Origin of the sequence: Mycetocola sp. BIGb0189 (genome assembly GCF_024810155.1) — a bacterium.
GTDB classification, from domain to species: domain Bacteria; phylum Actinomycetota; class Actinomycetes; order Actinomycetales; family Microbacteriaceae; genus Mycetocola; species Mycetocola lacteus.
On the sequence record NZ_JANUED010000003.1, the window covers coordinates 324,483 to 339,654 of the forward strand.

At 67.2% G+C, this 15,172-nt stretch carries 12 protein-coding genes and 1 other RNA gene; 7 read left to right on the forward strand and 6 right to left on the reverse strand.

What is annotated here, in order from left to right:
- Positions 1-1,389 carry an ABC transporter substrate-binding protein gene (locus M2390_RS06335; RefSeq protein WP_259177664.1) on the reverse strand — a complete coding sequence of 463 codons (1,389 nt, stop codon included), beginning with the start codon at positions 1,387-1,389 and terminating at the stop codon, positions 1-3.
- 167 nt (positions 1,390-1,556) lie between these two features.
- Here M2390_RS06335 and M2390_RS06340 point away from each other — a divergent pair, with 167 nt between their 5' ends.
- Positions 1,557-2,891, forward strand: coding sequence for an enolase C-terminal domain-like protein (locus M2390_RS06340; protein WP_259177665.1), 1,335 nt, complete (start codon positions 1,557-1,559; stop codon positions 2,889-2,891).
- Positions 2,892-2,974: 83 nt separating this feature from the next.
- On the opposite strand, the gene M2390_RS06345 is transcribed toward M2390_RS06340, so the two are convergent.
- The 3 genes from M2390_RS06345 to M2390_RS06355 form a co-directional block, all read right to left on the reverse strand.
- The gene (locus M2390_RS06345) at positions 2,975-4,210 is read right to left on the reverse strand and encodes an ROK family transcriptional regulator (RefSeq protein ID WP_259177666.1); all 1,236 of its coding nucleotides are present in this window, start codon (positions 4,208-4,210) and stop codon (positions 2,975-2,977) included.
- Between the two features lie 81 nt (positions 4,211-4,291).
- Positions 4,292-5,881 carry a GH39 family glycosyl hydrolase gene (locus M2390_RS06350; RefSeq protein WP_259177667.1) on the reverse strand — a complete coding sequence of 530 codons (1,590 nt, stop codon included), beginning with the start codon at positions 5,879-5,881 and terminating at the stop codon, positions 4,292-4,294.
- Positions 5,882-6,054: 173 nt separating this feature from the next.
- Entirely contained in the window at positions 6,055-6,492 is a 438-nt protein-coding gene (locus tag M2390_RS06355; RefSeq protein WP_081864069.1) for an acyl-CoA thioesterase, read from the reverse strand.
- Between the two features lie 184 nt (positions 6,493-6,676).
- On the opposite strand from M2390_RS06355, the gene M2390_RS06360 reads away from it, so the two are divergent.
- The 3 genes from M2390_RS06360 (at position 6,677) to rnpB (ending at position 8,718) form a co-directional block, all read left to right on the forward strand.
- Positions 6,677-7,495 carry a Nif3-like dinuclear metal center hexameric protein gene (locus M2390_RS06360; RefSeq protein ID WP_259177668.1) on the forward strand — a complete coding sequence of 273 codons (819 nt, stop codon included), beginning with the start codon at positions 6,677-6,679 and terminating at the stop codon, positions 7,493-7,495.
- Positions 7,496-7,531: 36 nt separating this feature from the next.
- Positions 7,532-8,287, forward strand: a complete 756-nt coding sequence (locus M2390_RS06365; RefSeq protein ID WP_259177669.1) for a zinc ribbon domain-containing protein — start codon at positions 7,532-7,534, stop codon at positions 8,285-8,287.
- Between the two features lie 69 nt (positions 8,288-8,356).
- Positions 8,357-8,718: RNase P RNA component class A (rnpB, locus tag M2390_RS06370), an RNA gene on the forward strand.
- Between the two features lie 59 nt (positions 8,719-8,777).
- On the opposite strand, the gene ppgK is transcribed toward rnpB, so the two are convergent.
- Positions 8,778-9,533, reverse strand: a complete 756-nt coding sequence (gene ppgK / locus M2390_RS06375; protein ID WP_259177670.1) for a polyphosphate--glucose phosphotransferase — start codon at positions 9,531-9,533, stop codon at positions 8,778-8,780.
- A complete protein-coding gene (gene map, locus M2390_RS06380) occupies positions 9,530-10,405 on the reverse strand; it encodes a type I methionyl aminopeptidase (protein ID WP_259177671.1) in 876 nt (291 codons plus the stop codon). Before map ends, ppgK begins: the two co-directional genes overlap by 4 nt.
- Positions 10,406-10,438: 33 nt before the next feature.
- Between map and M2390_RS06385 the strand changes: the two genes are divergently transcribed.
- The 3 genes from M2390_RS06385 (at position 10,439) to M2390_RS06395 (ending at position 15,106) form a co-directional block, all read left to right on the forward strand.
- The gene (locus tag M2390_RS06385; protein ID WP_121688692.1) at positions 10,439-10,624 is read left to right on the forward strand and encodes an SPOR domain-containing protein; all 186 of its coding nucleotides are present in this window, start codon (positions 10,439-10,441) and stop codon (positions 10,622-10,624) included.
- A 118-nt stretch (positions 10,625-10,742) separates the two neighbouring features.
- Positions 10,743-12,098: a glutamine synthetase family protein gene (locus tag M2390_RS06390; RefSeq protein WP_121688691.1), complete on the forward strand. Its 1,356-nt coding sequence runs from the start codon at positions 10,743-10,745 to the stop codon at positions 12,096-12,098.
- Between the two features lie 2 nt (positions 12,099-12,100).
- On the forward strand, positions 12,101-15,106 hold the full coding sequence (locus M2390_RS06395; RefSeq protein ID WP_259177672.1) for a bifunctional [glutamine synthetase] adenylyltransferase/[glutamine synthetase]-adenylyl-L-tyrosine phosphorylase: 3,006 nt from the start codon (positions 12,101-12,103) through the stop codon (positions 15,104-15,106).
- Positions 15,107-15,172: the final 66 nt, after the last annotated feature.

Genomic DNA, 15,172 nt, shown 5'->3' on the forward strand with positions numbered 1-15,172 from the left:
TTAGCCCTTCTGGGTGACCCAGTAGGAGTCGATGAGCTCGGCCATCTTGGACCCGGTCTGCGCCGGATCGGTCTGGGCGAGCGGGGTCATGTTCATCAGCAGCGCACCCACGTCACCCGGGTCGTACTGGTTGGGGCGGTAGGAGGTGTCGCCCGGGTTGTAGGTGTTGGGTCCGGCCTCGCCGAACGCCGCCATCATCGCACCGAGAACCGGGCCGACCTCCTTGGAGGGGTCCGCGCCGAGGTCAACCGGGGCGAGGTCGAGGGCGTTGGTGGAGAACTTCTTGGCGTTGTCGGGCTCGGAGACAAACTCCATGAACTTGAGCGCCGCATCCTTGTTCTTGGACGAGGAGGACAGCGAGAGACCGGTCAGCGAGAACGGAGCCAGCGCCAGATCCTTGACCGCGCCGTCGGCGGGCGGGGGAACCGGGAAGGTCATCAGGTTCTCGGTGTCAAAACCGTTCTGGTTGAGGAAGGAGAGCGTGAAGGTGCCACCCACCAGGAACGAGGACTTGCCCTGGGCGAAGCTCAGGTCGGCCTGGTCGATGTCGAGGGTCTGCGATCCCGGCATCCAGTACGGGTTGATCTTGTTGTACTCGCTGAGCACCTTGGTGCCGTTCTCCGAGCTCCAGTTCTTGGACTTGTCGTCCTTGAACAGGGCCTCGAACGGGCCCTTGCCCAGCTGGCCGAAGCCCATCGGCTGCATCAGCCATTCCAGGCCGGTCGAGGGGGACTTGAGTCCGATCGTCACGCCGCCGTTGTCGGGGTTGGTTTTCTTGAGCGCATCCAGGGCGGCGATGAATTCCTCCCAGGTCTTGGGGGCCTCGGTGATGCCCGCGGCGGCCAGACGCTCCTTATTGGCATAGACGATGCCGAAGGTGCCGATGGTCAGCGGCACACTCAGGCGCTGCCCCTCCTCGACACCGGCGATCTTCGACCCGGTTTCCTGCGAGGACTTGAAGTCCGCCGCGGTCACGGTGCCCTCGTTGCGCACGGATTCGAGGTAGTTCTTGTCCCACTCGGGGGTGATCTTGTCGGCCAGGTTTTCCAGCAGCCCGGCCGCGCCGAAGGTGAAGTCCTCGCCGCGCGAGTGTACCTCGAGCAGGTCCGGGAAATCGCCGGTCTTGGCGGCGGCCTGGGTCTTGGTGACAAACGCGTCATCCGGGGTGATCGCCTGCACCTTGACCGTGATGCCGGTCTTGGCCTTGAAATCCTCGGCGGTCTTTTCCAGGGCGGTGGCGTGGGTCTGCTTGAAGGTCCAGAGGGTCAGCGACTTGCCGTCGCCGCCTCCCGCGTTATCGCCGCCGGAGGCACAGGCGGTGAGGGCGAGTCCGAGGGTCAGGGTTGTGGCTAAAGCCGCTGTTCGTGTGAGACTCCGATGTCTTTTCACTGTGTGGTGCCTTTCGCTGGGGGTTGGTGTTTGCCGTCGTTGGTGAACACATGACGAATCTAAATCAATTTGATAGACTGTGTCAACGCGGATTCGAAAATCCGTGTGAGACACGTTTCCAAGACCCCTGGCAAAGCAGCCACCACCCCGAAACGGAACGCTAGACAATGACGACTTCGCCCGACCTCCCCTTCGCCCTCACCGCCGCCGAGCCCACCGATGGTGTGGTGCTGGCCCGCGCACCCTGGGACACCGACCCCGCCGACCTCGACCGCGACGACACCGTGCGGATCACCGGCGTCACCACCTTCCTGACCGCCCCACAGGGCTGCCCCTACGTGATCGTTCGGGTCGAAACCAACGTGCCCGGCCTCTACGGACTGGGGTGTTCGAGTGACCCGCAGCGCACGCTGGCCATCGCCTCGGTGGTCAACGACTACCTCGCTCCGATGATCATCGGCCGCCCCGCCGCCGACATCGAGGACATCCATCGCCTACTGCTGAATAGCGGTTACTGGCGCGGCGGATCGATCGCTAATAACGCCCTGGCCGGGATCGATGTGGCCCTGTGGGACATCGCCGGCAAGCGCGCGGGCCTGCCGCTGCACGAGCTCTTCGGCGGACGCGCCCGCAACGGTGCCGCGGCCTACACCCATGTGGATGGCTTCACCGCCGGCGAGATTGCCGACAAGGTTTTGGCCGCCACCGAGAAGGGCTACCGTCACGTGCGTGTGCAGGTGGCCGTGCCCGGAACCGACACCTACGGAACCGCGGCCGCCGATGCCGCCGAGGAGCGTCGCCGGCACCTGCGCGAGGACCGCTGGGATTCGCTGTCCTACCTCCACCACGTCCCGCCGGTGCTGGCCGAGATCCGCTCGCTGGTGGGCGACGGCGTTGAGCTGCTGCACGACTCGCATGAGCGACTGACCCCCGCCCAGGCGCGACGCTTCATGGCCGAGATTGAGCCCGCCCGCCTGTTCTTCGTGGAGGACCTGCTGGCCCCCGAGGACGCCGACCACTTTGCCGAGATGCGCCTGGCCGGATCCACCCCGCTCGCGGTGGGTGAGCTGTACACCGAGGCGTCCCAGTACACGCGCCTGTTCACCACCCGATCGATTGACTTTGCCCGGCTGCGGATCCCCACCCTGGGTGGACTCACCACGACCCGCAAGATCCTGGCGGCCGCCGAGCTGTTCGGCGTACGCTCGGCCCCGCACGGCCCGGGCGACGTCAGCCCGCTCGGCCAGGCGGCGAACGTTGCGATGAACGTGTCTTCCCACGCCTTCGGCGTGCAGGAGGCCGCCGGATTCCGCGAGGCCACCCTCGAGGTGTTCCCCGGTGCCCCGGTCGCGCGGGGCGGCGTGCTCTACCCGAGCACCAAGCCCGGCCTCGGCGTGGACTTCGACGAGGCGGCCGCCCGGAAATACCCGGTCACCGCCCCCGGCCAGCACGACCGTTGGGCCCTGCTGCGCGCGTCCGACGGCGCGGCCCAGCGCCCGTAGCCCCGGCACCCAGATTCGCAGGAACCCCGTTGTGAAACATCACAACGGGGTTCCTGCGTGAGAGGCGGCAGTTGGGCGGTTCCCTACTGGAGCACCAGCGACTGCGGCTGCACGGACAGCAGGGTATCGAGCACGAGGGAGGCGGCACCGATGGCGCCGACGGCGTCGCCCAGGGCGCTGGTGGTGACCACGGTTTCGCGGGTCTTCTCCACAAACGGGGAGGCGTCCACGATCTCGCGCACGATCGGCAGGAAGCGCTCGGCGAGCAGGGTCCAGGCGGGGCCGCCGAAGATGATCAGCGAGGCATCCACCAGGGTTGCGGCGGCGGCAACCCCGCGGCCGACCCGGCGTGCCCAGCCGTCGATGATGTCGCGGGCTTCGGCATCGCCATCGTGGGCGATGCGGACCAGATCGGCCAGCGCGTCCTCGGCCTCGGTGGGGGAGACGGGCAGGCTCAGCCCGGACAGCACGCCGCGGCGCACCCCCTCCTCGGCCAGGTCTCGGGTCGTGCAGGAGGCGTCCAGGCCGCCAACCTCGCCCGCGTTGCCGGACACACCGCGCAGCACGGTGTCGTTCACAACCAGCCCCATGCCGGAGCCGGTGCCGATGTAGAAAAAGACGAAGGTGTCGACTTCGGCAGCGGCGGGCCCGGCGGCCCAGCGCTCGGCGATCACCGCGGCGGTCACATCCTTGTCCAGGATGACCGGGAGCCCGGTCAGTTCGGCCAGGCGCTCCCGCACGGGGACCCGTCCCCAGCCACGCAGCTGCGGGGGATCGATGATGACTCCGGAATCCAGATCAATGGGGCCGGGCGCCGCGACCCCGAGCCCCAGAATACGATCGCGGGGAAGCTTCGCGCTGTCGATCAGCTCGGACACCAGGCGGGCAATGTCGGCGAGCACCCGGTCGGGCTCGGTCACATCGTGCATCGGGTGGCGGCGTTCGGCCAGCACCGCGCCGGTCACGTTGAGGACCGCGACGGTGGCAACCGCCGGGTCCAGGTGCACACCGATCGCATAGTAGGCGTCGGGGTTCAGGTGCAGCAGCGTGCGCCGCTTGCCCCCGACCCCCGCGGCCGAGGGAACCACGGTGCCCTCATCCAGGATCACACCCTGATCGATCAGCCGGCGGCAGATGTTCGAAACCGTCTGTGCCGAGAGTCCACTCGCGCTGGCCAGCTCGACCCGGCTCAGCCCGTCGGGGGCGCGACGCAGCGAATCCAGGACCACCGACTCGTTGAAGTTCTTGAGGCGGGGCAGGTTGGTGCCGCGACGCGCGGAGACCGGCGTCTGCTCGGTGAGGTGCGAGGGTCTGGCCATGGGTGGCGAATTTCCTTCCGGGACTGAACGGGGGTGTGGGCAACGGCTGCGCTGCCGTCGCCCACACCGTGATGCGTGGGCCTAGGGTAGTTGTCGCAACGCAACAATCGCCCAGGGGGAAACCTCTAATTCCCTCGCGAGAATACCACTCTCATCGGCTGAAACCGTGAAAAGGGCGGTGGCACGCGCGCCGCGGTTGATCAGCGCCAATTCCTCGCGGGTCGGGGCCTCGGGCTCGCCGAGTTTCCGCCACTCGGCGATCGCGTTCCCGTGCTCCAGATCCAGGGTTTCCACCTCGAAACGGGTACCCGCGGACAGGCCCTCCAGGCGGATACTCAGGGTCCGCGGCGAGCCGATCCGGCCGTTGGCGTCGGCGACCTCGCGGGAGTCAAAGGACGCGGGGATCGACTTGGGCTTCTCACTCGGATAGTGATAGACCAGCGCGCTCAGGCGCCCCGATTCCGCATCCCGGCTGAGGATCGTTCCGTCGGTGCGCGCGATCAGTTCATCACCCAGGCCGTTGAGCATGCGATAGGCGTGCAGGGTGGGCTTGGGAATACCCGGCAGGGTGAACATGCCGAATCCGCCGTGGAAGAGTTCGTCCCCGGCGCCACCCTCCTCAAACACGTCGGTGAAGGCCCAGTAGGCCAGCGAGTCGACGGTGCCGAGCGAGTGCAGGATGGTGCGCACCACAAACGTCGCCGCGGGCACGGTGTCGTGGGTGTGGTCCCGCGGCGAGGAGGACGAGCTCCACTCGGTCAGGTGGATCTCGGCGTTCGGGTAGACGCTCGCGTCAACGATGCGGCGGATGGTGGCCAGATCGGTTGGGGTCGCGTCCACACCGCGGGTCAGTTTCTCGCCCTGGCCGTGCTCGTCCAGCGCCCAGTCGGTGGGGTAGGGGTGGGTGGAGACAAAATCCACCGGGAGGTTGTGTGCGGCGCAGTATTCCAGGAAGGCGTCGAGCCAGACCGGACGCCAGTCCAGGGTGTCCAGGTCGTCGCGGCCGGCCACGATCTGCGCCCCGAAGTCCTCCTTTTCCCCGTCGAAGCGGGTGTCGGGCACGAAGTTTGAGGTTGCCGGGCCGCCCACGCGCAGGCCCGGGTCGATGGCCTTGATCGTCTCGGCGCTCACCCTGTACAGCTCGAAGTACTCCGAGCGGGTGCCGTGGAAAAAGCCCCAGAGGTTCGGCTCGTTCCAGACCTCGAAGTACCAGGTGCGCACCTCGGCGAGGCCGTAGCGGCGGATCCAGTGTCGCACCAGGCGGTCAATTAGTTCGGCCCAGCGTGCGGAGTCGGTGGGCGGAGCGCCGTGGGCGCCCCACCAGAATACGGTTTCGGTTTCCCGGGCCAGCGCGCGCGGGCTAAAGCCGAGCTCCACGAAGGGGCGGATGCCGATATCGAGCAGCGCGTCCACCAGGGCATCCACGTACTGGAAGTTGAAGACCGGGGTGCCGTCCTCCTTTTCCGTGTAGACGAACATGTCGTCGTGGAAGAGTCCGTGGAAGCGGATATAGCGGAAGTCGGCAACCGCGCGGGCCTCGGTGAGCTGGCGCTGCCAGTCGGCGCGCAGGCCCTCGTTCGCGCGGCCGGCACCGACCACGGTGCTCCAGTAGTGCGTAAGCGGGGTTCCGGGGGCGGCGGCGTTGCCGGAGAGGATCAGGGGGGAGGTCACGCGGGGGTCCTTTCGACGGTGATGCGGACGGTGCGGGCGAGCGTCGGAGACCGAGCTCGGGCTCTGATGTCACTTTATAGTAAATCAAAAGGATTTACTATCTGCCGATGGGGAAAACAGGCGTCGCCCCCGGATGCTGGTTCCGGGGGCGACGATGGTGCGCGGTGTGTCGGTTAGACGGTCACGATATCCGCGGGGCTGATGCCGTGTGGCAGGCGGTCGCGATTCAGGGTGATCGTGTCATAGCCGTGGGGGACCGGGGTGCCCGATTCGTCCAGGTTCACAAACACGATCTTCTCGATGGTCAGGATCGACTGGCGGGTAAACATGTTGCGCACCTCGGCACGCATGGTCAGCGAGGTGCGGCCAAAGTGGGTGGCACGCAGTCCCATCTCGATGATGTCGCCCTGTCTGGCGGAGCTGACAAAGTTGATCTCCGAGATCAGCTTGGTGACGACGCGGTGGTTGCCCAGTTGGAGGATCGCGTAGATCGCGGCCTCCTCATCGATCCAGCGCAGCAGGCTGCCACCAAACAGGGTGCCGTTGGCGTTGAGATCTTCGGGACGCACCCACTTGCGGGTGCGGAAATTGATTTCGTGGTCGGAGCTCATCGCTCCTCCTTCCGGTTCGGGGGACGGGAAGCAGGGAACGGCGCTGGTCGCTACGTCAACCCATCCTAAACCCGGGGTCTGAATGTGGCCTCGGTGTGTCGAAGGGTCGCGCGCGCCGCTTCTCCACGAGGGCTTCTCGGCATGCCCGGAGCGCGCGGGGCCCGGGAGGCCGTATCCTGGAGTCGTGACCTACACACTGCAGCAGATCCTCGACGTGACCGAACGCCTCTGGCCGGCGCGTGGCGCATCCGATTGGGATGCGTCCGGGCTGATCGCCGGTGACCCGCGCGAGCAGGTCACCGCGGTGCACCTCGCGGTGGATCCGGTGGCCGAAACCGCCGCCGAAACCCTGGCGGTGGGTGCCCAGCTGCTGATCACCCACCACCCGCTCCTCCTGCGCGGGGTGACCTCGGTTGCCGCCGACCGCTATAAGGGGTCGGTCATCCATACGCTGATTCGTGGTGGGGCCGCCCTGCTGGCCGCCCACACCAATGCCGACGTGGTCGAGGCGGGTACCTCGCAGGTTCTTGCCGATCGCCTGGGGCTGGTCGAGACCACACCCATCCTGCCCGGCGAATCCCCGACCCGAGGGATCGGCCGTGTGGGCACCCTGCCCGAGCCCAAGACCCTGGGGCAGATCGCGCGCGAGCTCGCGGAGATCCTCCCCGCGACCGCGACCGGGATCCGCGCGGCCGGAGAATACGATCAGGAGATCCGCACCATCGCACTGTGCGCCGGTGCCGGGGACTCCCTGCTGGGTGAGGCCGCCGTACGCGGTGCTGACCTGTACATCACCAGCGATCTGCGTCACCATCCCGCATCCGAGGCGCGCGAACAGGCGCTGCTGGGATCGGGACCCGCACTCATCGATACCTCGCACTGGGCAAGCGAATGGCTGTGGCTGGATGCCGCCGCCGCGCAGCTCCGTGCCTCCCTGCCCGAGCTCACCGTCACGGTGAGTGACATCCGCACCGACCCGTGGGACTTTGTTGTCACCCAGTGACACCAGGCCATCCCACTCCCCAGCGAAAGAGAACCCGTGAAAGCCACCGCCGCCGCGCAAGCCAAACTCCTCGACCTGCAGGCCATTGACGCCGAGATCACCAAGCTCGCCCACCGTCGAGTCAGCCTGCCCGAGCTCGCCGCCCTGGCCTCGCTGGAGGCCGACCGTGACGCCGCCCGGGGAACCCTGGCCCGCGACCTCGGCAGCTTCGAGGATGTCAAGGTGGAGCTGGACCGCCTCGAGGCAGACTCGGTTGTGGTGGATGCGCGCATCGCCCGCGACAACCAGCTGATCGAATCCGGCAGCGCCACCCCGCAGGCTCTCAGCGGCATTCAGGCCGAGCTGGAGTCGCTGCGTGTGCGTCGCAGCGTGCTGGATGAGGCGCAGCTGATCAGCATGGAGGCCGTCGAGGCCGCCCAGGCCGTCCTGGACGGCAGCCGCAGCGCCGAGGCCGAGATCACCGGGCAGATCCAGACCGTCGAGGCCAGCCGGGACGAGTCCCTTGAGGTCATCGCCGAGGAGCTCTCGGCCCAGGAAAACCTGCGTGGCAACCTCACCATCGGCATGGACGAGCCCCTGCTCGCCCTGTACGAGCGGGTCCGCTCGCGCGGTGGTGTGGGTGCGGCCCTGTTCCAGCGTGGTGCCTGTGGTGCCTGCAAGATTGCCTCCACCGGCAACGAGCTGGAGGCCGTGCGCAACGCCGGTCTCGACGAGGTACTGCAGTGCCCCGAGTGCTCGGCCATCATGGTCCGCACCGAGGAGTCCGGCCTCTGGGGTCAGACCCAGGCCTAGCCGAGGCAGCGTGCGCCGCGCCGGTCCCGAATGGGATGCGGGCGCCGCGCGCGCTACAGTAGTGGTGAATGGGTCGGCAAGGCGATCGCGGCATCGGCAACGATGACGAGGAACGTCCGGGCTCCTTAGAGCAGGGCGGTGGATAACATCCACCCGGGGTAACCCGCGAGACAGTGCAACAGAGAATAGACCGCCACCGGTTTTCCGGGGGTAAGGGTGAAACGGTGGGGTAAGAGCCCACCAGCGACCGGGGTGACCCGGCCGGCTTGGTAAACCTCGCTCGGAGCAAGATCAGACAGGAAACCATGGGGCTGCTCGTCCCGTTTCCGGGTAGATTGCTTGAGCCCGTCGGCAACGGCGGGCCTAGATAGATGGTCGCCCATGAGGGATTTCCCTCGGGACAGAACCCGGCGTAAGAGTCGGCCCATTCCCACCACGTAAAACGCCGCGGCCCCTCCGAATATTCGGAGGGGCCGCGGCGTTTCTGCGACTACTGGGCGCGGGCCGCGAAGGCCGCCGCCCCCAGGATGCCCGCCTTATTGCGGTGTACCGCGGGCATAATCGGGGCGTCGAGTGTGAGCAGCGGCAGGAAGTGCTCGTGGTGCTTGGAGACACCGCCGCCGACGATGATGCGGTCGGGGGAGAACAGGAACTCCAGCGTTTCGAAGTAGCGCTGCAGGCGTGCCGCCCACTCGGCCCAGTCCAGGTCGTCGCGCTCCTTGGCGCGGTACGAGGCGCGGGTCTCGGCGTCGTGTCCGTCGATCTCCAGGTGGCCGAGCTCGAAGTTGGGAATCAGCGTGCCGTTGTAGACGGCGCCGGCGCCGATTCCGGTCCCCAGGGTGATCACCAGGCTCAGCCCATCCTGTCCGCGGGCAGCCCCAAACTCAGATTCGGCGAAACCGGCGGCGTCGGCATCGTTCACAAACGTCAGCGGTCGGCCCAGCGCCTCACCGAAGCGCGCGTGAGCATCCAGGCCGATCCATTCCTTGGATACATTGGCCGCGGACATGGTTTTCCCTCCGCGCACAATTGCGGGGAATGCGACACCCAGCGGGACGGATTCGGCGTCCGGTCCCAGGCGGTCGATGATTTCGGCGACCGTCTTGATGATGTCATCCGGACGTCCGCCCTCGGGGGTGAGGATCTTGATCCGGTCACTGATCAGCTCACCGGAGGCGAGATCCACGATGCCACCCTTGATTCCGGTTCCGCCGATATCGATGCCGACGGCGTGTGCGGCGCTCATTTTGCGCTCGGCAGGGTCAGCACGTCGGCACCGGTTTCGGTGACCACGAGGGTGTGTTCAAACTGCGCGGTGAGGCTCTTGTCCCGGGTGGTGACCGTCCAGTCATCCGCCCAGAGATCCCATTCAATCCCGCCCAGGGTCAGCATCGGCTCGATGGTAAAGACCATGCCGGGAACCATCACGTCGTTGTAGCGCGGCGCCGAGTCGTAGTGGGGGATGATCAGGCCCGAGTGGAACGCGGCACCCACACCGTGTCCGGTGTAGTCGCGGACCACACCGTAGCCGAAACGCTTGGCGTAGGCCTCGATGGTGCGCCCGATCACGTTGACCTCGCGGCCCGGGGCCACCGCGCGAATGCCGCGGCGCAGGGCCTCCTCGGTGCGCTCGACCAGCAGGCGGGTTTCCTCGGCTACGTTGCCGATCAGCAGGGTGCGGTTGGTGTCACCGTGGAAACCATCCAGGTAGGCGGTGATGTCGATGTTGAGGATGTCGCCGTCGCGTAGCACGGTGTCATCGGGGATGCCGTGGCACACCACCTCGTTGAGCGAGCTGCACAGCGACTTGGGGTACCCGCGGTAGCCCAGCGTGGACGGGTAGGCGTCGTGGGAGATCAGGAAGTCGTGGGCGATCTGGTCCAGCCGGTCGGTGGTCACGCCGGGAACCGCGTGCTCTTCCACCAGGGCGATCGCGTCGGCGGCCAGGCGGCCCGAGCGGCGAATGCGCTCGACATCTTCGGCCGAATAGACATCCGAACCGGTGAACGGGGCGGGCGCTGCCTTCCCCACGTATTCGGGGCGCGGAATGTGGGCGGGCACGACACGCTGCGGCGAGACGATACCGGGGATGAGGTTTCCAAGGGAGTCCTGAGGCATAGGATCAGTCTAGGCCCTGATCAAGGAGGAACTATGGCAACCGATCCGACAACGCAGTATTGGTACAACTCCCGCACCGGCGAGGTGGAGCAGGGACTCGTGTCGCCCGCCGCCGACCGCGTGGGACCCTTTGAAACCCGTGAGGAGGCCGCCCACGCCATGGACAAACTGCGCGAAAACGCCGAGCGCTGGGCACGCGAGGACGCCGAGAACGACTAGTCCAATGTAAACAGGGTGTTTCGACTGCGCGAAACACCCGTCACCCCATTCCGGCGGGGGTGCTCGAACCACTAATCTAGACACAGCGAGCACGTGCGGTCGCGGGAAAGAGGAGCCCATGGATAAGCAGCGAGATTTCGTCCTGCGGACGATTGAAGAGCGCGGCGTGAAGTTTGTACGCCTGTGGTTCACCGATGTTGTGGGTACCCTGAAATCCGTCGCGATCGCCCCCGCCGAGGTGGAGGGTGCCTTCACCGAGGGCCTGGGCTTTGACGGTTCGGCCATCGAGGGCATGTCCCGTCGATTCGAATCGGATCTGCTGGCCCACCCGGACCCCTCAACCTTCCAGATCCTGCCGTGGCGCAGCGGTCAGGACCCGACAGCTCGGATGTTCTGCGACATCACGACCCCGGATGGTCAGCCCGCAAACACCGACCCGCGTAACGTCCTGAAGCGCGCGCTGGCGCATGCCGCCGACCGCGGTTTCACCTTCTATACCCACCCGGAGATCGAGTTTTACCTGCTGAAGTCCGCGCAGATCGGTCCCGAGGGCCCGATTCCGGTGGACTCCGCGGGCTACTTCGACAACGTCCCCGGGGGCACCGCCCACGATTTCCGTCGTCGCAGCGTGCGGATGCTGGAAGACCTGGGCATCTCGGTGGAGTTCAGCCACCATGAGGCCGGTCCCGGTCAGAATGAGATCGACCTGCGCTACGCCGATGCGCTGGCCACCGCCGACAACATCATGACCTTCCGCACGGTGATCAAGGAGGTCGCGATCGAGCAGGGTGTGTACGCCACGTTCATGCCCAAGCCGATGTCCGACCAGCCCGGTTCGGGCATGCACACGCACCTCTCGCTGTTCGAGGGCGACACCAACGCGTTCTTCGAGGCCGGTGCGCAGTACCAGCTGAGCAAGGTGGGTCGCCAGTTCATCGCCGGGCTGCTGCACCACGCACCGGAGATCACCGCGGTGACCAACCAGTTTGTGAACTCCTATAAGCGCCTGTGGGGCAGCGTCGGCAGCAATAACCTTGCCGAGGCTCCCAGCTACGCCTGCTGGGGTCACAACAATCGCTCGGCACTGGTGCGTGTCCCGCTGTATAAGCCCAATAAGGGGCAGAGCGCCCGGGTGGAGTACCGCGCGATCGACTCGGCCGCCAACCCCTACCTCGCCTACTCGCTGCTGCTGGCCGCGGGGCTCAAGGGCATCGAGGAGGGCTACGAGCTGCCGCCGGAGGCCGAGGACGATGTCTGGTCACTCTCGGACGCCGAGCGTCGCGCGCTGGGCTACGCCCCGCTACCCTCAAGCCTGGACAGCGCGATCTCGCTGATGGAGCGCTCCGAGCTGGTCGCCGAAACCCTGGGCGAGCAGGTGTTCAACTACGTGCTGGCCAATAAGCGTCAGGAGTGGGACGAGTACCGCGCGCAGGTCACGCCGTACGAGCTCGCCAAAAACATCGAAATTCTCTAGCGGTGCCGCGTCCGGCCACGGGCCTCAGCGTCCTTGCGCGGATCGGGTTTGCCGAGCTCACCGCCGCCCGCACCCTCATCGAGCAGCTGGGTGAGGTGGGTTGGCCGGTGGAGCCGGACACCCTGGAGGAGTTTGCGGCGGCCGCCGATCCCGATGAGGCGCTGCGCACGCTGCTGCGCCTGGGGGAGACCCGGCCCGATCTGCTGAGCGAGATTGCCGCGGATCCGTTGTGGCGTCGTGCGCTGATTCGGGTTATCGGAGTGTCCGAGGGGCTGGCCGACTTCCTGCTGCGCCATCCCGAGGAAAGCCGGGTGCTGGCCGAACCGACCCTGGTGTTGCCCACCGCCACCGAGATGCGGGAGCGTCTGGCCCTCGCCGTGGGTGAGGAGGATGGGTTTGCGACCCTGCCCGAGCGTGAGGCGATCGTGGCGCTCAGGATCGCCTATCGTCGCGAGGTGCTGCGTATCGTCCGGGTGGACACCGAGGCCGAGGACCCCCGCGATGTGCTCGACGGTGTGGCCCGGGCGCTCTCGGATGCCGCCGCCGCGGCGCTCTCGGCCGCGCTGCTGATAGCCCGCGCGGTCGCCGCGGATCCCGCGGGGGAGCTACCCCGCTTCCCCCGCGACGAGGTAGCCGCGACCCGGCTGGCGATCATCGGCATGGGCAAGGCCGGCGCCGGCGAACTCAACTACGTGAGCGATGTGGACGTCATTTTTGTGGCCGAGGCGGCCGCGGATGCCGAGATCGACAACCAGCGGGCGATCGTGATCGCGACCCGACTGGCCACGATCCTGATGCGCAGCATCTCCGAGTCGGCCATCGAGCCCGCGCTCTGGGAGGTGGACCCCAACCTGCGTCCCGAGGGAAAGCAGGGCGCGCTGGTGCGCACCCTCGAATCCCACCTCGCGTACTACGACCGCTGGGCCAAGAGCTGGGAGTTCCAGGCCCTGCTTAAGCACCGCCATCTGGCCGGCGATGCCGAGCTGGGGGAGCGCTACCATCGGGCGATCGATCCGCTGGTCTGGGCGAGCTCGGGCCGGGAAAACTTTGTTGAATCGGTGCAGCGGATGCGCGAGCGGGTGACCGCCAATATCCCGGCCGAGGACGTGAGCTTCCAGCTCAAGCTGGGCCCCGGGGGCCTGCGCGACATCGAGTTCACCGTGCAGCTGCTGCAGCTCGTGCACGGCTTCGCCGACGAGAGCGTGCGGGTGGGCGGCACCGTGGCCGCGCTGCGCGCCCTGGCGGATGCCGGATATATCGGGCGCGAGGAATCCGGCGAGTTCATGGCGGACTACCGCCTGCTCCGGGTTCTCGAGCACCGGCTGCAGCTTCAGCAGATGCGTCGCACACACCTGATGCCGCGCGAGGATGACGCCCTGCGCATCCTTGCCCGTGGCTCCCACCTCGCCGCCTCCGGGGGCGATCTGGTGCGGCGCTGGGAGGCCACCAAACAGCGGGTGCGCCAGCTGCATGAGCGCCTGTTCTATCGTCCGCTGCTGAGCGCGGTGGCCGAGCTGGGCATGGACGAGACCCGTCTGACCACCGCGGCCGCCGGTGCCCGCCTGGCCGCGATTGGTTTCCGCGATCCAGCCGGGGCCCTCGCCCACATTGCCGCGCTGACCAACGGCATTTCCCGCAGCGCGGCGATCCAGCGCAACCTTCTGCCGGTACTGCTGCGCTGGCTGGCCGACGGCGCCGACCCCGACTACGGGCTGCTCGCCTTCCGCCGGCTGAGCGACGCCCTGGGCAGCACCCACTGGTTCCTGCGCATGGTGCGGGACTCCTCGGGGGTAGCCGAGCGCCTGACCAAGGTGCTGAGTGGCTCGCGCTTCATCGGCGAGCTGCTGGATAAGTTCCCCGAGGCCGCGGCCTGGCTGGAATCCGACACCCTGATGCATCCGCGGGATGAGGCGGCGCTGGCGGCCGAGGTGCGGGCAATTCGCAGCCGTTACAGCGAGCCCGACCGTGCGGCCCGCGCGGTGCTGCGGGTGCGTCGCCGGGAGATCCTGCGCCTCGCGCTGGCCTCGGTGCTCGGGGTGTGCGACGTGCGCACCATTGCCACCGGGCTCACGGTCATCACCGAGGTGACCATCGGCGGCCTGCTGGATCTGATCCGCGAGGATGCCACGCTGGACGACACCCAGCTGGAGTTTGCGATCATCGGCATGGGGCGCCTCGGCGGTGGCGAGCTGGGCTTCGGCTCGGACGCCGACATCATCTACGTGTATCGCCCCGTCGCCCTCGACCCCGAGCGTGCCGCCCGCGCGGCCGGGAAGATCGCCACCGAGCTCAGCAGGCTGAGCCAGGATGCCCGCCTCCCACTGGATCTGGACCTCGACCTCCGCCCCGAGGGGCGCAATGGTGCCCTGGTGCGCACGCTCGACTCCTACCGCGCATACTATGCTCGCTGGTCACTCACCTGGGAGGCACAGGCCCTGCTGCGTGCCCGCCCGATCGCCGGCGACCCCGCCCTGTGTGCGGATTTCACCGCGCTGGCCGACACCGTACGCTACCCGGCCTCGATCGACGCCGCCGAGCTGCGCGAGGTGCGCCGGATCAAGGCTCGAGTGGAGGGGGAGCGCCTCCCCAAGGGCGCCGATCCGACCCGGCACGTCAAACTCGGGCGAGGATCGCTGAGCGATGTGGAGTGGTTCACCCAGCTGGTCCAGCTGGAGCACGCAGCCGGGATCCCCGAGCTGCGCACCACGAGCACCCTGGACGCCCTGCACGCCGCCCAGCGTCACCAGTTTGTGGGTCAAGAAGACGCCGATCAGCTCGAAAAAGCATGGTTGTTTGCGTCGCGCGTGCGCTCGGCTATGACCCTGTGGTTGAATCGCACTACGGATGTTTTGCCACGCGATCGAGACCAACTGGAGGGCATCGCCCGCATTCTGGAATATCCGGCGGGATCCGCCGGTGATCTGGAACAGGACTACCTTCGAATTACCCGTCGTTCCCGCGCCGTCTTTGAACACCTGTTTTATGACTCCGTGAGCGACACCCCCTAGCGTCACCCGGCATCACAGCATCACCCGTTTCGCCCCGAGATTCATCGGGCCCCCACCCCGGGGTCC